Source organism: Arthrobacter sp. TmtSoilC48 (genome assembly GCF_059739425.1).
On the sequence record NZ_AP046049.1, the window covers coordinates 3,182,168 to 3,203,873 of the forward strand.

Annotated in this window: 12 protein-coding genes and 1 pseudogene; 10 read left to right on the forward strand and 3 right to left on the reverse strand. The window is 59.1% G+C overall.

The genetic code is table 11. The annotated features are described in order from the left end of the window. Positions 1–20 precede the first annotated feature (20 nt). Entirely contained in the window at positions 21–1,142 is a 1,122-nt protein-coding gene (locus tag AC6I97_RS14760) for an alcohol dehydrogenase family protein (protein ID WP_224089840.1), read from the forward strand. 449 nt (positions 1,143–1,591) lie between these two features. On the opposite strand, the gene AC6I97_RS14765 is transcribed toward AC6I97_RS14760, so the two are convergent. Further along, positions 1,592–3,046, reverse strand: a complete 1,455-nt coding sequence (locus tag AC6I97_RS14765; protein ID WP_224089838.1) for an APC family permease — start codon at positions 3,044–3,046, stop codon at positions 1,592–1,594. A 554-nt stretch (positions 3,047–3,600) separates the two neighbouring features. Between AC6I97_RS14765 and AC6I97_RS14770 the strand changes: the two genes are divergently transcribed. The 3 genes from AC6I97_RS14770 (at position 3,601) to AC6I97_RS14780 (ending at position 9,408) form a co-directional block, all read left to right on the forward strand. Beyond that, entirely contained in the window at positions 3,601–5,889 is a 2,289-nt protein-coding gene (locus AC6I97_RS14770; RefSeq protein WP_497945277.1) for a molybdopterin-dependent oxidoreductase, read from the forward strand. A gap of 128 nt (positions 5,890–6,017) precedes the next feature. Beyond that, on the forward strand, positions 6,018–6,980 hold the full coding sequence (locus AC6I97_RS14775) for an alpha/beta hydrolase fold domain-containing protein (RefSeq protein ID WP_497945278.1): 963 nt from the start codon (positions 6,018–6,020) through the stop codon (positions 6,978–6,980). Between the two features lie 274 nt (positions 6,981–7,254). After that, on the forward strand, positions 7,255–9,408 hold the full coding sequence (locus tag AC6I97_RS14780) for an amylo-alpha-1,6-glucosidase (protein WP_497945279.1): 2,154 nt from the start codon (positions 7,255–7,257) through the stop codon (positions 9,406–9,408). A gap of 704 nt (positions 9,409–10,112) precedes the next feature. Here the strand turns inward: AC6I97_RS14780 and AC6I97_RS14785 are convergent. Together AC6I97_RS14785 and AC6I97_RS14790 are read right to left on the reverse strand one after the other, a co-directional pair. After that, positions 10,113–10,898, reverse strand: coding sequence for an enoyl-CoA hydratase/isomerase family protein (locus tag AC6I97_RS14785; protein WP_224089835.1), 786 nt, complete (start codon positions 10,896–10,898; stop codon positions 10,113–10,115). A gap of 36 nt (positions 10,899–10,934) precedes the next feature. Continuing rightward, positions 10,935–11,930 (reverse strand): NAD(P)H-dependent flavin oxidoreductase, encoded by a 996-nt coding sequence (locus AC6I97_RS14790; RefSeq protein ID WP_497945280.1) that lies wholly within the window; start codon positions 11,928–11,930, stop codon positions 10,935–10,937. Between the two features lie 428 nt (positions 11,931–12,358). Between AC6I97_RS14790 and AC6I97_RS14795 the strand changes: the two genes are divergently transcribed. The 6 genes and pseudogenes from AC6I97_RS14795 to istB all read left to right on the forward strand — a co-directional run bounded on the left by AC6I97_RS14795 (position 12,359) and on the right by istB (position 21,215). After that, positions 12,359–13,708, forward strand: a complete 1,350-nt coding sequence (locus AC6I97_RS14795; protein ID WP_497945281.1) for an MFS transporter — start codon at positions 12,359–12,361, stop codon at positions 13,706–13,708. Positions 13,709–14,391: 683 nt separating this feature from the next. Next, a complete protein-coding gene (locus AC6I97_RS14800; protein WP_497947129.1) occupies positions 14,392–15,114 on the forward strand; it encodes an IclR family transcriptional regulator in 723 nt (240 codons plus the stop codon). 946 nt (positions 15,115–16,060) lie between these two features. Further along, on the forward strand, positions 16,061–17,011 hold the full coding sequence (locus AC6I97_RS14805; RefSeq protein ID WP_497945282.1) for an alpha/beta hydrolase: 951 nt from the start codon (positions 16,061–16,063) through the stop codon (positions 17,009–17,011). A 32-nt stretch (positions 17,012–17,043) separates the two neighbouring features. Then, entirely contained in the window at positions 17,044–18,750 is a 1,707-nt protein-coding gene (locus tag AC6I97_RS14810; protein WP_497945283.1) for a CocE/NonD family hydrolase, read from the forward strand. Between the two features lie 460 nt (positions 18,751–19,210). Then, a pseudogene (gene istA, locus AC6I97_RS14815) lies at positions 19,211–20,427 on the forward strand (IS21 family transposase). Continuing rightward, entirely contained in the window at positions 20,424–21,215 is a 792-nt protein-coding gene (gene istB / locus AC6I97_RS14820) for an IS21-like element helper ATPase IstB (protein WP_224089828.1), read from the forward strand. Before istA ends, istB begins: the two are co-directional and overlap by 4 nt. The last annotated feature ends 491 nt before the right edge of the window (positions 21,216–21,706 follow it).

Here is a 21,706-nt window from a genome sequence, read left to right on the forward strand (position 1 = left end):
AAGAGATGACAGAGAGAGCAGTGACCACTATTACGAACATTCCCACAATGATGGCTGCCGTCCAGCTGGTCGGCCACGGCGGCCTCGACCAGCTGGTGTACCGGACCGACGTGCCGACCCCTGTGGCGGGGCCGGGAGAAGTCCTGGTCAAGGTCGGCGCGTGCGCACTCAACAATACCGAGATCAACACGCGCACGGGATGGTACGACCGGGTGGTCGAGGAGTCTGTCTCAGAGGAGCTTGGCCGTTCGGGGCGCGACGACGATGCCGGTGCCACTTGGAATAGCACGAAAATGTCGTTTCCCCGGGTTCAAGGCGCCTCGGTGGCTGGAACGATCGTGGCAGTCGGGGAAGGAGTGGATGAGAGCCGGATCGGTACTCGAATCGTCGTCGACCCGTCCGTTCGGGATCCGAAGCTTCCCCGCCGTGCACAGATTGTTGAGTACCTGGGTGGAGACCGGGACGGAGGTTTCGCAGAGTATGTGCACGTACCGTCCGTGAACGCCCATCCGGTAAGCACTAACCTCAGTGACGCCGAGCTCGCCACTTTCCCCTGCTCTTACGACACTGCCGAGGAGATGCTGGCCCGGACCGAGCTGAGCGACGGCGAGACAGTCGTCGTCACCGGCGCAGCCGGCGGGGTGGGCACTGCGACTATCCAGCTGGCGCAGGCACGTGGAGCCCGTGTTATCGCAATTGCAAGTGCTGGCAAAGAGGCACGGCTGCGAGAACTCGGCGTCGACGGATTTGTCCCTCGAGATGTACCGGACCTGGCGGCTGCCGTAGCAGCTGTTATCGGTGAACGCGGTGCGGACGTCGTTATCGATGTTGTCGGGGGCAGCATGTTCGAGAGTTTGCTTCTCATGCTTCGGCGTGGAGGTCGATACGCGACAGCGGGAGCCATCGGTGGACCGGTGAGCCGTATCGACCTTCGCGAGCTCATCTATAAGGATCTGGAGTTGCACGGGATCACTAACCCTACGCCCGAGACGTTTGCGCGTCTTGTCGGTCTCATCGAGGAGGGAAAGATCAAGCCTCTCGTAGAAGAGGTCTTTCCGCTCTCTGAGCTCAGTAAGGCTCAGGAGACGATGCTGAAGAGAACCCATATCGGCAAGATTGTCGTTACGCCCGACGTTCATTGACTTCGGATCAAGTACGCAGAACTGAAAACTCGTGAAGGCGCTGGCCGGGGACTTGATGGCCCCGGCCAGCGTTTTCCCTTTCCTGCCATGCATCAGTAACGGTTGTTTCCCAATTCGGTGATGGAGGATTTGTTCCTTCGCGGCGGGGACCAAGACCGGCCCGGCGGCGGTGATCGGCCCGGACAGGCCGCAGTTGCACGGCACACGAGGGTGGAATGGATCGCCTGCATGGGCAAGCCTGTGATGACCGGGGTGCCACATACGGGCTGATATCAGCACTGGTCGCCGACGCCATGGCGTTGCTGACAGCGGCTGCTGCTGACTTGTGGAGGGGGAGGCCGCTGATGCGCAGCGTGGCGGGACGAGAGTCGGTACGGTGAACAAACGACGACGGCGACGCCCCCTTCCGAGGTGGCGTCGCCGTCGTCATTACCATGGGAAAGGGACGATTACTGCCGACCGATGCGGCTGTAAATATCAGCGTTCTTACGGCGATGGACGCTCGCCGTCACAACGCCCAAGATGAACACACCGACTATAAAGGCCATGAGTCCAGCGGCTAGTACTTCGGAACCTCCAACCAACATGGGGAAGTTTATTGCGGCCATCACCAGGACGCTGCCCAGACCTACCGCAGCCAGAATCGGGCAAGCAACGGTTGCCCAGGGCGAGGCGAGCTGGCCGCCGTTGCGACGCATATAGGTTCCAACGGAAAGGTTGCAGACAAAGATGATGACCAGAGCGATGAAGCTGGTCATGCCAAGTACCGCCGCGTAGAAGACGAGAGGATCCAGTCCGAAAACAACGGCGGCACCATTGAGAACGAGAGCAGCAGCGCTGGTCATGATGGAGGCGATGTGCGGCGATCCGTGACGCTTATGGACCGAGGCCATCCTCTCAGGCAGTATTTTATCGGCGCTGAGGTTGAAGACATATCGTGCAGTGATGTTGTGCGCAGCCAGGATCACTGCGAAGGTACTTGTAACGACCATCACTGCTGCAAGGGTGGCTAGCAATTCTCCGCCAGAGGAGTGAATACTGGCATTCATTGCCCCTGTCGGGTCTTCCTGTGCCAGACCTACTACGTTGTCGATGCCCAAAGAACCTATGAATACAACCGACGACAATGCATAAGTCGCCATCGCGATGGCAATGACCGCGAAGGTGGCACGGGGGATGACGCGGACTGGATTACGTACTTCCTCCCGGAAGAGCACCGTGACCTCGAACCCACCATACATACCGATCGCCAGGAGAACTCCCAGACTGAAGTTTCCGTCGAACCAATGCGCCGGGCTCAGAGGCTCCAAGGAAATGCCAGCACCATTGGCACCTCCATTAATGAAAACCAAGACGCAGTAGATGACGATGACGGTCAGTTCGGAGAAGAGGAATATCGTAAGAACTTTAGCTGACAACTCGACCTTAAAGTAGCTGAGGACCGCTGAACCCAGCCAAAAGCAGGCCGCCCAGGCATACCAGGGAAGCTCCGGACCATGCAGGGTGTTTGTAATGAGTTCTCCCGCTACGATGCCAGCGAACGAAAAGGTGCCGGCGTAGACGCAGAAATAAGCGAGCAAAGCGATATAACCGGACCCCAGACCAACATGGCGACCGAGGCCTGCAGTGATAAGGGCATAGAAGCCGCCGGGGTTGGGCAGCACCCTTGCCATTCTAGTGAATCCAACTGAGAACAGAGCCAGGATAATGCCGGCCACGACAAAGGAGATGGGAGTTCCGATACCGGCCCCCTCCATGACCATAATCGGGATAATTCCGATGACAACTACCATCGGTGCGTTGTAGGCCATCACGCTAAAGATCAGCTGGAAGAAGCCCATGTTGCCAGTGAGGTGGGGCGATTGGGTGGACCGCTCAGCGGCCGCCGGAATCGTCAAATCCATTTGTTGTCCCTTCTTAGTTCACGATTTTTGGATCACCAATGATCGAGGTAGGGCCACAAGCGGTACCCAAAGCTTGGTGTGACAAAACCTATTGCCGCACCATCCGAGGAGGTGATTTGTCCGCGAGAGGCGCTTTGTGTCGTCCGCCTCGCACGGTCGGTACGTGATTATGGAACCGCCGCTCCAGGCCTCGTTTGGACGCCCAAATTCAGCGGTCTAACATGATATTGGCCACACTCTTACGCATCCGGAATTGGCTGATTCACCAAGATTGGTCGATGGTTTCGTTCGCGTTCCAGCCATCCTCGAGCGCAGGAGGTTGATTCGCCCCGGCACAGCTTTACTGCTTGCCACCCGGTTCGCAACGGTGCTGCATGCGTAGTTCTTGAGGGGATTTGGAGTTTCGCCGAGCACACGAACCCGCTGTCGGCTGTGCTCCAATGTTCACCACTCCGTTTCGACACCTAGTCTGTTCTCAAAGTGGCCTGGTACGTCTAACGACGTGAACGGGAACCAGACCGACGTACACGAAACGACGCAAGGGGACCCGAAGCATGGGTACGCATTTGACACACTGGGGAGCCTTCGAAGCTGAGAGCGACGGAAAGTCTCTACGGTCCGTCAAACCATGGTCTGGAGATCCGGACCCCAGAGACATTCTCGATAATGTGGCCTCAGCGCAACATCATCCAACTCGCGTGCTGCGTCCGGCCGTTCGTTCGGGATGGCTGGAACACGGACCGGGGAGTGGATCAGGACGTGGTTCCGAGCCCTTCGTGGAGGTCTCGTGGGAACGGGCCATAGAGCTAGTCAGTGCGGAACTTAGCCGTGTCTACGCCGAATACGGGCCCATGGCTGTATACGGCTGCTCATACGGATGGGCCAGCGCCGGCCGCTTCCATCACACCCAAAGCCAAATCCACAGATTCCTGAACTCCCTGGGCGGATACGTTGCAGGTGTGACCGACTATAGTTACGGCGCCTCCGGCGTACTGCTTCCGCACGTTATCGCTCCCCCAGTTGAAATCATGGCGAAGGCAACATCCTGGGACGTGGTCAGCCAGAACACAGAGCTGTTCGTTGCTTTTGGCGGATTGTCAGAAAAAAACAGCGGAGTAGGCCCAGGCGGAATTGGTCGGCACGTCGCTCGCAACGCAATTAAGGACGCCGTTGCGCGCGGCTGCCGCTTCATCGATGTATCACCAATCGCAGATGATACTTATAGGGAAGCCCAAGCGGAATGGATCGCCCCCGTTCCGGGCAGTGACGCCGCTTTGATGCTGGCATTGGCCTTCGTTCTGGATGCAGAGAACCTCGCTGACTCGCAATTCCTGGACCGTTATTGCGTTGGGGCGAACAAATTCTTGTCCTACGTACGCGGTGAAGTTGATGGAGCGCCCAAGAATCCTCAATGGGCAGAAAAGTTGACGTCGATACCTGCTGAGCGAATCGTTCGGCTTGCGCGCGAGATGGCAGCCTCGCGGACGATGATTAACATCAGTTGGTCAATGCAGCGGCAGCAGCATGGCGAGCAACCTGTTTGGCTCGGTGTGACACTTGCAGCCATGCTGGGCCAGATCGGCCTGCCTGGCGGTGGTTTCCAGCATGGGTACGGCTCTTCGGCAGACGTAGGATTGCCATTGCGAGTATCGAGCGCACCGTCCTTTCCTCAGGGGCGAAACGAAGAGCCGTCCTATATCCCCGTAGCACGGATCTCGGACATGTTGCTCGAACCGGGCAGCGAGATCGACTTCAATGGCAACCGCCTGACTTTGCCGAAAATCGAATTGATCTATTGGGCGGGCGGCAACCCCTTCCATCACCACCAAGACCTTGCCAAATTCCGGAAGGCGTGGTCAAAGCCGGCAACCGTCATCGTCAATGAGCAGTTCTGGACGAGTACCGCACGGCACGCCGATATAGTACTGCCTGCAACAATGACGTTTGAGAGAAACGATTACGGGGCCGGCCGCAACGACCCTACGTTCTTTCCTATGCACGCTCTGACGGCGCCCGCTGGAGAAGCGCGGGATGATTTCGATATCTTTGCCGCTGTGGCGGAAAAGATGGGGCGGGGTGATGTCTTCACCGAAAACCGCGACACAATGGGCTGGCTTCGCCATCTATATGACGGGTGGCAGAAGAGGCTCGCTGACAAGGGAACTCCAGTCGTGGATTTCGACACATTTTGGGCGAGCGAGAAGATCGAGATACCGGTGATAAAGCCGGATCAGGTCCTGTTTTCCGAATTCCGGCGCGATCCAATTGAGAATCCGCTGGCCACCCCCAGTGGCAAGATTGAGATCTTTTCCTCGACGATCGACAGTTTCGGCTACCCTGATTGTCCCGGTCATCCCGTTTGGATCGAGCCCGACGAATGGCTTGGATCAGCTGGCGATTACCCGCTGCACCTGATAGCGAATCAACCCAAGACCAAACTACACAGCCAGTTGGACATAGGGGCTACCAGTCAAAAGTCCAAAATACGGGGACGCGAGCCCCTCCGAATGAATCCAGAAGATGCTGCTGCCCGTGAACTCTCGGACGGACAGGTCGTCTTGGTTCGAAACGACCGTGGAAGGTGCTTGGCCGGCCTGGAGATTTCTCCTGCCATACGCAAGGGTGTTGTCCAGCTTTCAGCAGGGGCCTGGTACGACCCTGCACCCGATGATCCTTCGTTCTGCCGCCACGGAAATCCCAATGTGTTGACATCGGACAGGCCGTCTTCAAGTCTTTCGCAGGCCACCACTGCTCAGCACGCACTCGTTGAGGTTGAGGCATGGACGGCCGATATCCCTGAACTGGACGTCCTCACAGCGCCCGTTCTGGTCAGCGACAAGTAGGATGCCGGCTCAAGGGATTCCCCTCTAAGTGTCCGCATTCGGCCCTAAAGAAAAAGGACTAATCAATGTCAGTTCAACCTTCTGCCCTCGGCCCCCTTCCTCCCTATGACCCTGAAGTTGCACCGTTCATGGCCAGCATGGCGGCATACGAAGACCAAGCGGCTGCGCTCGAAGCGATGATTCAACAGAGGGAATTAATTCTGGGGGATGATCAGATTACGCGTAACGGAATGTTCACGGTTCACACGAAGGTTATAGAGGGCCGCAAGGGGCGATCCGTGACCCTGCATGTCATAGGTCCGGCACACCAATCGGCACGTGGTGCCGTTGTTTGGTTGCATAGCGGCGGGATGGTTACTGGTGCGGCGCTCTCACTGGATCTTCCCCAAATTTTGGACATCGCTGAAGATCAGTCCCTGCTCGTCGTTGCAGTGGAATACGGTCGGGCGCCCGACCATCCTGCCCCAGCCGGAATGCTGGATTCTCTTGATGCCTTTTTATGGGTCGCAGCTCATGCAAACGAGCTCAACTATCCGCGGAATGCCCTGTTCCTGCATGGACTCAGCGGCGGCGCCGGCCTGGCAGCAGCAGTCGCTTTCGAAGCGCGCGCGGCTGGCCTGGACTATGCCGGCTTGGTCATTGACGGGGCCATGATTGACGACAGGGCAGGTTCGATCTCCTATCAACAACTCGACAACAGTTCTACGGCTGTTGCCGAGATGTACCGCGTGATGTGGAACGCCGTCCTGGGAAAGGCCTCTCCTTCTATCCTTGATGACTATCCGCACCTCGCTGTTGGCCGTCTGCTTGACGGTGACTTTTCCGGCTTTCCTCCTGTCTTTCTCATGTGTGGCGCGAGTGATGCCTTCCGAGACGACACGACGGCTTTGGCTCAGGCAATCTGGCGTTCCGGTGGCACGGCAGACCTCCACCAATGGGCCGGCACAATTCATGGTTCGGATCTGATGGTGCCCGAAGCCCACGTTTCCAAGGAATCGGCAGCAGTTCGGAGAGGGTGGTACGACAGGAGAATGAGGAGCATTATTGAAGACATCCGGCTGTCGGCGGATGAGAAAATTCAGGCCAATTAAAGTAACTTGTACCCCTTAGCCGGCCAACATGCGCACTTTCGACTCCAACACGCGCCACTTGGGACGCTATGAGGACACCTCTAGATCGGCCGGTAGTGGCGGCATGCTGAGTCTCAACCTGCCCGTTGGTGACAGACACCGAAAGAATTTCGCGGGTCCCACTCTCTAGCCTGAAAGCACAGCCGAGAGTAGCGTCCATTTCGAGGGAATGTTCACGTGAGACCTTGCGGCGTATCGGTGCTAAACGGCGCTGGCCTCTACTGGGAGGTCTGGAATGTCCGCTTGGAATGTTGATAATGCTGCGGGGCCTCTAGGTGCCGGGACGGTTACTCTCGTTGAGGGTTCGTCTTTCTGTATCTCCTTGGCGAACGGTGATATTCATCCTGAGCATCCACATGGTCTTTTCGTCCAAGACACTCGTATCTTGTCGCACTGGGGCTTATCCGTAAACGGCCAGGTGGTAGAAGAGTTGGGGGCTGAAACGAAGGAACCGTACCGCGCGCTATTTGCGGGACGTGTACCCGGCTTTAACGGACGCGCCGATGGCCCCCTTATTGTGGAGCGGCTGCGCGAAGTGGGCGCCGGAATCCACGAACAGATCACCGTCCGGAACTACTCGCTTGTGGCGGCCAACTGCGTCGTTTCGCTAAGAGTTGCCGCCGATTTCGCTGATCTTTTCGAAGTGAAGGAGGCGCGAATAAAAAGGCATTGGGACGAAACCCGCCAGATCCGGAGCGATGAGCTGGTTATTCAGGCCACCTGGCAAGATGTCCAAAAGGGCGTCGTTATTCGTGCCCCTGGCGCGGAGGTTACGGCGGAAGCGTTGACATATAGGTTGACCATCGCACCGCGCGGCCAGTGGAGCACAACCATTACGGTGATGCCCGAAACCGAGAGCGGCAGCCGTCCACCGTCCTTCGTCCACGCGGACGGCGAACTCTCCCCCAGTGACCTTCGCCGACAACAGTGGGTGGCCAAGATTCCGGTCCTGCAGATGGGGAACCGGTCGATTGAACGAACTATGCGGCGCAGCTATGACGATTTGGGCGCACTCAGGATTGAAGACCCTTACCACCCGGACCGAGTTGTCGTGGCCGCCGGCGCACCGTGGTTCATGACCCTTTTTGGTCGGGACTCGTTATGGGCCTCGGAGATGTCGCTTCCTATTGATCCCTCCTTAGCACTGGGCACACTGCAAACACTCGCCGACCGCCAGGGCAGCGTGATAGATCCAATAAGCGAAGAAGAACCCGGCAAGATTTTGCACGAGGTCAGGCTTGATGTCTCAAGCGGACTGGCCCTAGGAGGCAAGGCCACCTATTACGGCAGCGTTGACGCCACCCCTCTCTTTGTCATGGTTCTCGGATCGGTTAGCCGTTGGGGATTCGCCGCGGACACCATTGCCGCTCTACTGCCCCACGCAGACCGCGCACTGGAATGGATCCAAAAATACGGGGATAAAGACGGTGACGGGTTTGTCGAATATGAACGCCTGAACAACCAAGGGTTGATTAACCAAGGCTGGAAGGATTCCTGGGACGGTATTAATTTCGCAGATGGAAGTATGCCCGAGACGCCAATAGCCCTGTGTGAGGTGCAGGCATACGTCTACGGAGCCTACGCGGCCCGCGCCTGGATGGCTTATGATGCCGGAGACGATGTTTTGGGCAACCATTACGCCGATCTAATGGTGCAGTTGAAGAAGCGTTTCAACGAGGAATTCTGGATGCCGGAACGTGGCTATTACGCCGTTGCCTTGGACGGCAACAAGCGCCAGGTTGACGCTTGCGCTTCCAACATGGGGCACTGTCTATGGCTCGGACTTGTGGATGAGGACAAGGCACCGTCGGTGGTGAAGCACCTCATGTCCCCCGAGATGTTCAGCGGATGGGGCGTCCGAACTTTGGCCACGGACATGGGTGCGTATAACCCCGCCAGCTATCACAACGGCTCCGTATGGCCCCACGACAACGCCATTATTGCAGCCGGACTGCTGCGGTATGGGTTCGTAGAAGAGGCGCAACGGATCTCGACTGCCCTACTGGAGGCCGCCGAGTTTTCCGGTGGCCGTCTCCCGGAGTTGTTTTGCGGTTTCAGCCGGGATCAATTCGCAGTGCCTCTACCCTATCCGACGGCATGCTCGCCTCAGGCCTGGGCGGCAACGACCCCCATCCTGTTAGTGACGGGCCTGATGCGGTATGACGCTCACGTTTCCCAAGGCGGCGTGTGGATGGACCCAGTCCTCCCCGATTCTTTTGGTGATGTCCACATCACAAACGCACCCATGGCAGGCGGCAGAATTACCATTGACATTTCACAGTCCGTCCCAGTCGTCGATGGCTTACCCGATCATTTGACTTTCCATCGAGGGCATAGGCCGTGGATTACTGAGTTAGTGGAGCAAGCCGATCGACGCCGAAAGAGCTAGGCCTGCCGCCGCCGGCAGACAGGACCGGACAGACGCAAGGTAAGGACGAGATCCTGAAAGCGCCGCCGAGGCCCCAGGCCAGCCCAGAGTTTCTGCGACGAACAGGATCAGTCCAGAGCTTGCTGGTGTAGGGGCCATCAGCCCTAACCATGGCTGGCCCGGGAATACCCGCGGCTTCGTCGGCGCCGAGGGTACCGGCATCACTCAGTAATCGAGCCAACCCGAACCCGGTCGCACCCACTCGTAAACGATGAGAACCGGCCGGGCGACTCACTAACGCCTTCCACCGTGGGGCTCATGCAATCGCTCACGGGCTCGGCGCCACAGTCATCTCAACAACCCGAAACCCAGTCCGGTCTGATCTCCTCATCGAGGTGCGCCGACCATGCTCTGGTCGATGACGACTCCCTGCCAGACGCGATCCGCAAGCTCGCACCGGATGGCCTCGACTCAGCCCTGGAGTTCGTCAGAGCAACAGCTCTCCCCGAGATGCTCCCTCTTATTCGGCCCGACGGCACAGTCTGCTTCGTCGGGCGCTCAGCGCAAAACTGGACCTTCCCGCCGACGCGCTGAACCAGTATCTCCGCAGCATCGAGGCCGCACTATAAAGATTGTCCTTGCAAGCGTCTACGAAGGGCTCGAAATGTGGTGAAACCAAGCACAACATGACCTAGAGTCGGACACCGGCCCGGGAAGCGGTTGAATTAGTTTCCCGTGAACTCGATGGCATTGAGGTCACCTTTGCTTTGAAACGTCCTCACGGCACGCTTGTGGTCTTCCGTGGCGGCCAAGACTCCCTGGGCAAGCCCCTCGCGGTCCAGTGCATCACCGAGGGTACCGTCAACCGAGCGGTTGGTAAGGAGCTTTGTCAGTCCAAGGGCCAAAGGGGCTCGTCGAGAAAGCGATGCACAATACGCCACGGCTTGGTCGTCAAAAGACTCACCCTCCAGAACCTCAGCTACGAACCCCAACTGTTTGCCTTCATGTGCGGAGAACCTGCGCATGTTCAGCACCGCATCCTTGGCGCGGTGCAGACCGATGGACTGGGCCAGGAAATAAGTACCGCCCATATCTGGCATCAGACCCATTTTTACGAAGGACTGCTGGAACCATGCCTGTGGGGCGGCTAAGATGAGGTCGCAGGCGAGGGCAAGGTTGAAACCAGCTCCAGACGCAATGCCATTCACCGCCGCCACGACCGGCTTCTGCAGGTTGTACAGGCCTTCGGTAATCTGGCGGCCATAGGTCAGCACTTGGTTCATCTCAGCCGGAGTGCGTCGCCCCATGCCCCCAATATCGCCACCGGAACAGAACGCCCGGCCGGTACCTGTCAGCATCAGCACGCGCACCTCCGGTGCAGATGCCGAAAGGACAATTTGCTCCACCAGTGCACGCTTGACGGGATCATCAAGCGCGTTCAAAGTGTCCGGTCCGTCCAGTCGGCAGCGGAGCACTCCTGCTGCTGGGCGGTCAATCCTCAGCTCTGTCATGCCGTCACTCTTTGAAGTGAGCGGCGTTCCAAATTGCTAGGCGTCAACGGCATCGCTGACATCACAGTTCTCATGGATCGGGAGAAATTCGGGAATCTGGCAGGCGGCGCGGTACTCGATGCGCAGGCGTTGAACCAAGTCAGACACTGAAGGAACATCGTCGATGAGGTCGATGCCCTGGCCGGCACTCCAGATATCACGCCATGGCCGCGTCTTCGGCGGCAGATGGTCGTAATTACCGCGGCCGGATGAGACCGGAAGATTCTCAGGATCCAAGCCAATTGAGGCAAGTGAGGGCTTCAACCAATTGGCGGGAACTGCAGTTACACTGCTCGTATAGACCAGATCTGTCGACCTAGCCTCAACAAGCATCTGCCTATAGGCCGGGGGAACATTCGCCTCTTTTGTGGCAATGAAGCGGGTCCCTAGGTACGCGAGATCGGCGCCGAGGATCTCTGCAGACCTGATAGCGGCGCCGGTTGAAATGGTGCCGGCCATAAGTATTGTGCCGTCGAACATATTCCGCACCTGAGGAATGAAGACCAGTGGGCTAAGTAGCCCCGAGTGGCCACCTCCACCGCCGACAATGCAAGTCAGACCGTCGACGCCGGCGGAGATCGCCTTCTCAGCGAAGCGCATGCTCGTGACATCGTGAAAGACCTTGCCGCCCCATCCGTGCACAACTCGTGTGAGCTCGGTCGGATCGCCCATCGCACTGACGATAACCTCTACACCGTACCGAGCGCAGAGATCAAGGTCTTCCTTCATCTCATCAGCTGTCTTGCGTCGAGAAAAATTCACTGCCAGGGGGCCGATGATCGCAGAGGGAACTCGTTCGCGATACTCGTCAAGGTCGAGGCGGATCTGGCGGAGCCAGTCCCCGAATTGTGCGAGGTCGGCGGCGTTGTGTCGCGGTAAGACGCCCATGATTCCCGACTTGCATGCCTCGCGAACCAGGTCGGGCCCGGACACACCTGCCATGGGTGCGCACACAACGGGCAGAACGAGCGAATTACGTTGTTTTGGATCCAATGACATATTGTGCCCTCTGCTCTTTGATCTTGCCGACTTGGTCGGGGGCTCAGGTCTCCGCCCGACTACTATCGGTGGGCCCACCCTAACATAGTTGCTTACTAGAAAGTAAGTTTTTCCAGTGCTCGATCTAAAATCCATGAGCCCAAGATCTCCACAAGCGGCAGGAACCCTGAGGTTGCTCACCCGACTTCATATCGGTCACGCCAGCCGCCGATCAGCGGTCCGAACTAGCCGCCGCAGAACCCAATGGCGAGCAGAACATTTCGGAGACCGCTTTCTCCAATTCACCCGTTGGGGCGGTGCTTGGCCATTGACACACGCCGTTTGTGACCGCAATCATAGGTGTGCCGCCTATTGGAACACTGTGCCAATGTGGCAAATGGGTGGGAAACTACAGACCACCTCGACTAATCGGAGGTTATTTAGTGAGTCATCCAACGCTGCCCAGTGCGGCAAATATCCAGTCAGCCAAGGCCGCTCATCGACGAGTCGGACCCGCGGTTGTCGTAGGCACCGCTCTCGAATATTTCGATTTCTTTCTGTACTCGGCGATGGCAGGACTAGTAATCGGTCCCACGTTCTTCCCCTCTTCGGACTCAACTGCAAGCGCAATGGCTGCCCTTGCGACGTTCGGTGTCGGGTTCCTGGCCCGCCCTCTTGCGGGCCTGGTGTTCGGCATCATGGGAGATAAGTTCGGACGCAAGGTGGTGTTGTCCTGGAGTCTTATCTTGATGGGCGGATCCACGGCACTGATGGGATTGCTTCCTTCTTACGACACGATCGGCGTGGCAGCGCCCATCGTGCTGGTCCTGCTTCGCATCGTTCAAGGTGTTGGCGCGGGCGCAGAATTCAGTGCTGCGATAACCGTCTCCTATGAACACGCCGGGGAGGGCAAGCGCGGGCGGTTCGGCTCCCTCCCGACGCTCGGAGTCAACCTGGGCGTCTTCTTCGCCTCACTCGCGGTGGCTGGTTTGGCGTTAATCGGCGACGACTTCTTCTACTCTTGGGGTTGGCGAATCCCGTTTGTAGTAAGCTTTCTCGTTGCCGTCGTGGGGTTCGTTATTCGCCGGAAGCTACCGGAGAGTCCCGATTTCGAGGCAATGCCAATTGCCGAAACCCGAAGAAGCTGGTTTCGTGTTTTGGCCGACCTTTTCAGGTCAGACTGGAGGGGCCTGGTAATCGTGTTCGCAACTTACGCCGGCTACGCACTCATCGCGACTCTTTGGAAGACCTTCTCCATTTCTTACCTTGCTGAATTCAAAGATGTTGGTGGTGCCGTCAGTAGCTTCGGCATAACGTTGGCCAGCGCGATCGCAATTTTGTGGACACCCATTTGCGGTCGGCTCTGCGACGTACTCCCTGTTCAGAGAGTCCTGACGTACGGCGGCCTTATGGTCATCGCCTACGCGTTCCCCTTTTTCTGGCTACTCAATACAGGAGTCGCGCTGTACATCTGGATCGCCCTGATTCTCGGGACGGGCATTCTTGCGCCGCTACTCTCCGTAGCGGCAAGCCCATTCATGGCCCGGCAATTTGCTACCAATACTCGTGTCACGGGAGTAGGCGTGGGCAAGGAGTCCAGCGGCGCAATTACCGCCGGCTTCGGTCCCGTGGTGGCTCTGGCACTGATAGCGGCTTCCGGGACCGAAAGCACGGCCGCCGTTTCTGGCATGTTCGTGCTCGGAGGCATTTTGTTCGTGTTCGCCGCCTGGCAAGGCCGTACAACAGCACCGTCCATCGAAAAAGCAGACGAATCTCTGATGAAGAAGGTTTGATCCAATCTTGACGCGATAGGAATGCTGCCATTGAACAGGCGCCGCGTGCAAGCCGCCCGACTAAACATCACTTCGTCAACTGCCCCGAAGTGATGTTTAGTCGGGCAATCTCGGACGCCTTGATCCGTGCATGCTAGCCGCGTCCTAGCGTGCCTAACTGTCCCACCCTGTTGGACGCTAACACGGCTGGGGCGCCCGGCCTTTGTCCAGTCGGGATTTCAGGCCTGGGTGCGAGCAACCTGCCCAGCATAATCCGCCGCTTACAACGCAAGCCTACCCGTGTATGACAAAAGAGCGGGAAAGGCGAGGTCGACATCATCTACGGCTACATCCCGATCGCCAACCATGACCTCGACGCGGCCCTGAAGCACTTCCGCTACGACTCAACGTTCGTGAACGGCAGCGGTGGACACGCCCTCACGCATGCTAGTTCGGTGTTCCCGGACTCCCCTGGATCATCCACGACAAGGACGGCTACAAATAACCCTACTCGGCGGCAGCCGTTATTAGCTGATAATCCCATAATGTCATCCCAGTTCGATTCAACACCGACCCTTGCAGTCAGCTTCGATGTCCCGGCTGGTACGGCGGGACGCAGTAAGCTGGCGAGACAATCTGCAGTGTCGGCAAAAATTGGGAGGGGTCGGTTGGCTAATGAGGGCGTGAGAAGCGTGTTGACCGGAATGCGTGTCCTTGAGCGACTTTCCGAGCCTGGTCTGGTGGGTGTATCGCAGCTGGCCAGAGACTTGGAGCTCCCAAAATCGTCAGTACAGCGGATGCTCCGCACGCTTCAAGAGGGAGGTTGGGCCGCCGAGGTCCAAGGCCAAGTGACACGTTGGACCTTGACACCGAAAATGTTCCAGTTGGGGCAGCGACACCAGGCAGGCAATGATCTCCGCACGATAGCCTTACCGGCGATGGAGCATCTTCGGGAGGAGACGCGCGAGACCGTCCATCTGTCTGTCATAAAAGGGGATTCGGTTTTCGTCCTCGAGTGCCTCGAAAGCCCCCAGGCGGTACGTGCCCACGTCTCACCTGGCATGTCCATTCCACTGTTGGCCTCCGCCAACGGGCAAGCGCTTCTCTCGACATGGTCGGACGAGGAGGTCAACGAGATCCTGTCTCGGGGATTGACCGCCTACACACCGTTTACAATCACGGAACGCGATACCCTGTCCGCTGCCATTGACCAGGCCAGAGTACTTGGCTACGCAGTGAACGACCAGCAGTGGCAGGAAGGCGTCCACGGCATTGCGGCACCCATCGTTGTCGCGGGAGTAGGCGTGGCTGGGATAGGCATCTCAACCCCGGTTCATCGAATGTCGGCTGAGTTGGAAGATAAATTCGGGGGCATGTTGGTGAAGGCTGCCATGGCAATCGCTCACGGCTTAGGAGAAGGGCTGTGAGCCTTGAGTTCCACGAGTCCGTTGTTGCAGTCGAAACATCGTCGTCCCCTCACACCCCCGCGCAAGGTTCCACCTTCTGACTTTGCCGACGTTGTGCCAGAGACGGACAGACGGTCTGACAGTACAAGAATCTGGGCTGCTTGTCGGCCGATGTCGAGTGAAAACCAATGCACGGCAGCTTCATCAGCATCCTGGGCGCGAACACCATGCCCAGCATGGTCCGCCGCGCCCTGCGAAAGCAGACCGAGTCTGGCACCAGACCGGGACGCGCGACGTCACCGTTATCTACGGCAACATCCTCATCGCCAACCAGGACCTCGACGCGGCCCTGAAGTATCGCCCATACGACTCGATGTTCGTCCACTGCACCCGGCGGACTCACCCTCTGGCATTCCGGTGCGGTGTTCCCCAGGGACACCCCGCTGGAACTTCCGCGACTAAGTTAGCTAGGAACGGAACCGCAGAGGCCCACACCGCGGGCCCGGTTCACTCGACGAGGACCACCAAACTGATGGCTCACCCAAGGCTCTTCTCGTCCGTGACTCTTCCGCCCGCGGGAACATCGGCTGCTTGTTACGCGGACGTCACCTTCGAACTGGGTCTAGACACTGAAACAACACCAAATCCGTGCTCGTCGATTGGTTAAACCACCACTACCCGAAGCGATTTACGTAGGGCAAGATCAGTGCACGCTGCCGAATACTTACGGACCTAAGGAGACCACCTGAGGATATGTACACAAAGGGAGCCGGCGAAGCGCGCTAAGCCGATCCAGACGATGACTCGCGCCGCCGTCGTCAGAGTGCTTGGTGTTGGTTTTGTGGTGCTTGTCACAACAGAGCGCCAAGACTTTAGGTTGGAGCTCAACGCCCACCGTTACGGCGAAGTGCTCAAGCGACCTTGAGACAAGACCTCGACCACCTTGAGAAGAAGAAAGGTATTTACCATGACTTATCCGCAGGTAGCTGCAACCGAACTCGAACTGGTGGATCTTGACCACTGGGGAATGTTGACAAACGATGATGACTTGGCGCACACGTTGCCGCGCAAGGACATTTCCACTTACGAGTTATCAGAAAACGACACAGCGTCCGAATACATGCTGACGTCCGACTCACTTCCTCGAGACGGCGTTCCTGCCGGGAAGTACTACCACTTCCGCTGGACCAGTCACACCGTTTACCCGGGCGTTACCAGCAGCGTCTACCTGTACCTGCCCCACGGCGCTGAGGAAGCCGAATCGGTCAACCTGATGATCTGCCTGGACGGCCTGGAGTACGCCGGAGAGCAGTGTCGTGCCACCACAGTGCTGGACAACCTGGTGCATGACGGCGAGATCCCCATGACCGTTGGCCTCTTCCACAACCCGGGCGAAACCGGACCGGGCTACCCGATCTACGGCGGGAGCACCAACCGCGCTGTCGAGTACGACACCGTCAACGATGACTTCGCCCGCTACCTCGTGGAGGAGCTATTTCCCGTCATCCGGACCAAGGTCAGGCTCACCGACGACCCACGCGGCCGCGTGATCTGCGGCTTCAGCTCCGGCGGCGCAGGCGCCTTCACCGCGGCCTTCCATCGCCCGAACGAGTTCGGAAACGTGATCTCGCATTGCGGCAGCTTCATCAACATATTGGGTGCCAACAACCTGCCCAGCATGGTACGCCGCGCACCGCGAAAGCCGATCAGGGTCTGGCACCAGACCGGGACGCGCGACGTCGACGTCATCTACGGCAACATCCCCATCGCCAACCACGACCTCGACGCGGCCCTGAAGTACCGCCGCTACGATTCGATGTTCGTGTACGGCACAGGCGGACACACCCTCCGGCATGCCGGTGCGGTGTTCCCGGAGACACTCCGCTGGATCTTCCGCGACCAGGTTGAAGACAAATGACCCAGGACACGAAAGCGCAGGAAATTGGGACTATGAACGCCGATACTGACGCGGCAACATCAGTGCAAGTGGAGTTCGATGCCCCTGCCCAGATGCGGGACGGCGTCGTGCTGCGGGCTGACGTCTACCGGCCGGCCGGCGAGGGCCCATGGCCGACGTTGGTGGTCCGGACGCCCTATAACAAGAGCGGCGCGGCGGACAACGTCTGGAACGGCTTCTCCCCCACAGAAGTGGCCCGCAGAGGGTTCATCATGGTCATCCAGGACGTCCGTGGGCGTTATGCCTCTGACGGTGACTGGGAGCCGCTGCAGCACGAAGGTGAAGACGGCGCCGACACCATTGCCTGGGCCGCCCAGCTTCCCGGCTCCACCGGGCGCGTCGGGATGCTCGGTGGCAGTTACTGCGGGAACACCCAGTGGCAGGCCGCACTCCAACAGCCGCCTGCGTTGAAGGCCATTACGCCTCTGATGACGTGGACGGAGCCGCGCGAAGCCCTGGTAGCCCGCGGTGGTGCCACCCAGATATCGGTCATCGCGTCATGGTCGTTGGCTGCCGGGTTCGACTGGTTGTCGCGTCAGGGCTTGAGCGGCGAGGAGCTGACCGCCCGCGTCGCGGCACTGGTCGAAGACTTCGACAGTCTTGAGAAAGACGGCTACTGGGGATTGCCAGCCACCGAGCTGGCCGTGCTGCGCCGGCACCGCACGCCGGTCTTCGTAGACCCGAGCGAAGCCAATGATGTGGAAGCCACGCAGCACATGCGTGTCGCCGGAAGCCACTCGCGTGTCCAGATCCCCAGCCTGCACACGGGCGGCTGGTTCGACACCTGCTTGCAGGGAAACATCGACAGCTACACGACAATGCGTGACCTCGGCCAGGAATCACGACTGATCATCGGACCGTGGACGCACGTGGACTTCGGGCCCCGGGTCGGCGCCCAAGACTTTGGAATCATGTCCAGTCGAGACGCGGGAGCCCACCCGAATGGGCGCTGGAGCGATGAAGTGCTTGCATTTCTCCGCGGACACCTCACCGATGATGAAACACCGGTGAGCACCTCGGCGCCGGTACGGATCTTCGTCATGGGACGCAACCAATGGCGCGACGAGGAAACCTGGCCCCTGCAGCGCGCAAAAACTGGGCGCTGGTACCTGCAGGCCAATGGCGGCCTCAACACGACGACGCCACCGGTCCACGCCGATCCGAGTGAGATCGACTACAACCCCGCCGACCCCGTCCCCACCCACGGTGGCCCAATGGCCGCCACACCAGGACGAGGCCCCCATGACCAAAGTCTCGTCGAATCACGCCCTGACGTGCTCGTCTTCACCTCCGACGTCCTCAAAGAGGACCTGGAAGTAACAGGACCGATCCGTGTACGGCTGCACGTCCAGAGCTCGGCGCCCTCAACCGATTGGATCGCCCGCCTGTGCGACGTGGACCCCGACGGGCGGTCTCTGAACCTAACCGACGGAATCTTCCGCATAAACAACAGGGCAGACGAGACTCAGGAGATCGAGATCGATTTATGGTCAACAAGCAACGTGTTCCTCGCCGGACACAGGATCAGAGTACAAATCACCAACAGCTGTTTCCCACGCTGGGACCGAAACCTCAACACAGGTGATCAGGCCGGAACAGAGCTCATCATCGCACATCAACAGTTATTCCACGACGCCAACCGCCCGTCCTACATCGAACTGCCCGTCGTCCCTGACGAGAATAAACCTTTCGACGCATAAATGTTGTTAGTCCTACTGCGCGGGCCATACCACGCAGTAGGACTGGCTTAGCTCCGGGGCAAGAGTATTTGAGCAGCCCTGCAGCATCCAGAAACCGCTGGACCCGACACCTTTCGCGGAGTGGTCCTCCGCTGATTCCTACCTGGGAGCGAAAAACGCAGGCACGAAATTAGCGGAGTTCTAACCCAGCGCTCGGAGGCGGGGCCTCCCACACGGTTGCTGAGGAAAGATGCATTTGCATTCGAAGAATATGCGAGTAGATGCAACGCCCGGTCGCTATTAAGGTTGGCCGCCGAGGAGTCTTATCGATCTCTCGCGGACACACTGGCCACGTCGAGCATGAAGCTGCGGCGTGCAGATGGCCCCGGCGCGGCTCCCCGCGACTGCTGTCGGTGACGGTCGAAAAGTGAGCCATTGTGACGGTTGAAAACTGAGCCACTCGTTCCAAACGATTGGGTGGGTGATCACTGTGGAGGATTGGGCGCTTATTCGGCGGTTGCATCTTGCCGAGGGTGAGTCGATGAGGTCGATAGCAGCGCGGCTGGGTATCTCAAGAAACACGGTTGCGAAGGCTGTCAGTGCCGAGGGGCCGCCGGTGTATGTGCGCGCGCCGCAGGATTCCGGGATCAAGGCAATCGAGCCGGCTATCCGGGCGTTGCTGAAAGAGAATCCGCGGATGCCGGCCACGGTAATGGCGGAGCGGGTGGGGTGGACCGGTTCTCCGGCTTGGTTCAGGGAAAACGTGGCCCGGATCCGGCCGGAGTACGCACCGCCGGATCCCGCGGATCGGATCAGTTACGAACCGGGCGAGCAGGCCCAGTGCGATCTGTGGTTCCCGGAGGTGCGGATCCCGGTCGGGTCCGGGAAGCCGCGGATCCTGCCGGTGTTGGTGATGGTGTCCTCGCATTCGCGGTTCATCATGGCGAGGATGATTCCGTCGCGCATGACCGGGGATCTGCTCGCTGGCATGTGGGAGCTCCTTGGTGGTTTGGGCGCTGTTCCGCGGCGGCTGGTCTGGGATAACGAAACCGGCATCGGTCGCCGGAACAGTTTCGCGGCCGGGGTGTCAGCTTTCGCCATGGTCCTCGCGACGAAGATTGTGCAGGTCAAGCCCTACGACCCGGAGTCCAAGGGAGTGGTGGAACGGGCCAACGGGTTTTTCGAAACCTCCTTCCTGCCGGGTCGGTCTTTCGCTTCACCGGAGGATTTCAACACCCAGCTCGGCCAGTGGCTGCCCAGAGCCAACGCCCGGCTGGTCCGCAGGACCGGGGCCCGGCCCACGGAACTGCTTGGCCAGGACAAGGCGGGGATGTTGGCCCTGCCTCCGGTTCCGCCCGTGACAGGGTTCGCTGCGAGGATCAGGCTTCCACGGGATTACTACGTCCGGGTGGGATCGAATGACTACTCCGTCCACCCGCAGGCCATCGGCAGGTTCGTCGAGATCACCGCAGACCTGGACACGGTCCGCATCAGCCTAGACGGCAGAAGCGTCGGCGATCATGCCCGGTCTTGGGGCACGGGCTTGACGATCACCGACCCGGACCACGTCGAGGCTGCCCGGACCCTGCGGAAAGCCTTCCAAAACCCCGCCTCCTCCGCGGCACTGCAGGGCTGCGGGACTTGGCTGACTATGACCGCGCGTTCGGGATCGTCATTGATGACGGGCAGGTCGCATGATGTCCGGGACCAAGGAAACCGTCGGCCAAATCGAGTACTACTCCCGGGCCATGAAAGCACCTCGGATCAGGGAAGCGGCCACCCGCCTCGCCGAGCAGGCACGAGAGGCCGGCTGGACCCATGAGGAATACCTCGCCGCGGTCCTTTCCCGGGAAGTCGCCGCCCGCGAAGCCTCCGGAGCCGAAGCCCGTACCAGGGCCGCGGGGTTCCCGGCCCGTAAATCGTTGGAGGACTTCAGCTTCGACCACCAGCCCGGCCTCAAACGGGACACGATCGCCCACCTGGCGACCGGGGCGTTCCTGACCGAGGCATCCAACATCGTCCTGCTCGGCCCGCCCGGCACCGGGAAAACCCACCTCGCGACCGGGCTCGGACTGCGCGCCGCGCAACTGGGCCACCGGGTCTTGTTCGCTACCGCTATCGACTGGGTCGCCCGGCTCCAAGCCGCGCACCAGAACGGGCGATTGCCGCAGGAGCTCGTCCGGCTGCGTCGCTACGGGCTGATCATCGTGGACGAGGTTGGCTACATCCCGTTCGAGCAAGACGCCGCGAACCTGTTCTTCCAGCTCGTTTCCTCACGCTACGAACACGCATCCCTGATCCTGACCTCGAACCTGCCCTTCGCCCGATGGGGTGATGTGTTCGGAGACCAGGTCGTGGCCTCAGCAATGATCGACAGGATCGTTCACCACGCCGAAGTCATCACGCTCAAAGGCTCCAGCTACCGGCTCAAACACACACAAACGGACTCGCTGCCCTCGACAAGACCGGAAAATACGGGAGAATAACCACGTCAACGTGGCTCAGTTTTCAACCCACGAAATGGCTCACTATTCGACCAGCGCCGACAACTGCTCGAATTCTGCGGGGTTAGACAGCTTGTCTTCGTGCCTCACCGCAGCGTCTAGGGGGATTCCAAACAAAAACATGCAGCGCGTTCGCAGGCTTCGTCATACGGTGCTATCAACGTTCGCGCAATATCGGCTGTTTCCCATCCTACTGAACGCGACGCACCTGATTCATTGGACGACGAGTTTCGAGACTTCACTGTTAGGCCCTCCCCCAGCATGGTTCAACTCGAACTTTTGCAGCCCTTTCCGGCGCTAACTCAAACCTACGAGCCAAAGATTCCACCGTTGACGATGCGCATTTCCGTAACGTAAACCCTTGCCGGTCGATTCGATATACGAACTCTGAAGCGCAGGCCCGAAGACTCGCCCGAGCACGCCTTGGTACCAGGTGTCAGAGCACAAGCCCTTTGTCGCAAGCTAAACCGTAC

What these genes read in the sequence shown, in the direction of transcription:
- AC6I97_RS14780 (WP_497945279.1), top strand. Translation starts at nt 7,255, where the DNA reads ATGTCCGCTTGGAATGTTGATAATGCTGCGGGGCCTCTAGGTGCCGGG.
- AC6I97_RS14800 (WP_497947129.1), top strand. Translation starts at nt 14,392, where the DNA reads ATGCGTGTCCTTGAGCGACTTTCCGAGCCTGGTCTGGTGGGTGTATCG.
- AC6I97_RS14765 (WP_224089838.1), bottom strand. Translation starts at nt 3,046, where the DNA reads ATGGATTTGACGATTCCGGCGGCCGCTGAGCGGTCCACCCAATCGCCC.
- AC6I97_RS14810 (WP_497945283.1), top strand. Translation starts at nt 17,044, where the DNA reads ATGAACGCCGATACTGACGCGGCAACATCAGTGCAAGTGGAGTTCGAT.
- AC6I97_RS14770 (WP_497945277.1), top strand. Translation starts at nt 3,601, where the DNA reads ATGGGTACGCATTTGACACACTGGGGAGCCTTCGAAGCTGAGAGCGAC.
- AC6I97_RS14805 (WP_497945282.1), top strand. Translation starts at nt 16,061, where the DNA reads ATGACTTATCCGCAGGTAGCTGCAACCGAACTCGAACTGGTGGATCTT.
- AC6I97_RS14785 (WP_224089835.1), bottom strand. Translation starts at nt 10,898, where the DNA reads ATGACAGAGCTGAGGATTGACCGCCCAGCAGCAGGAGTGCTCCGCTGC.
- AC6I97_RS14775 (WP_497945278.1), top strand. Translation starts at nt 6,018, where the DNA reads ATGGCCAGCATGGCGGCATACGAAGACCAAGCGGCTGCGCTCGAAGCG.
- istB (WP_224089828.1), top strand. Translation starts at nt 20,424, where the DNA reads ATGATGTCCGGGACCAAGGAAACCGTCGGCCAAATCGAGTACTACTCC.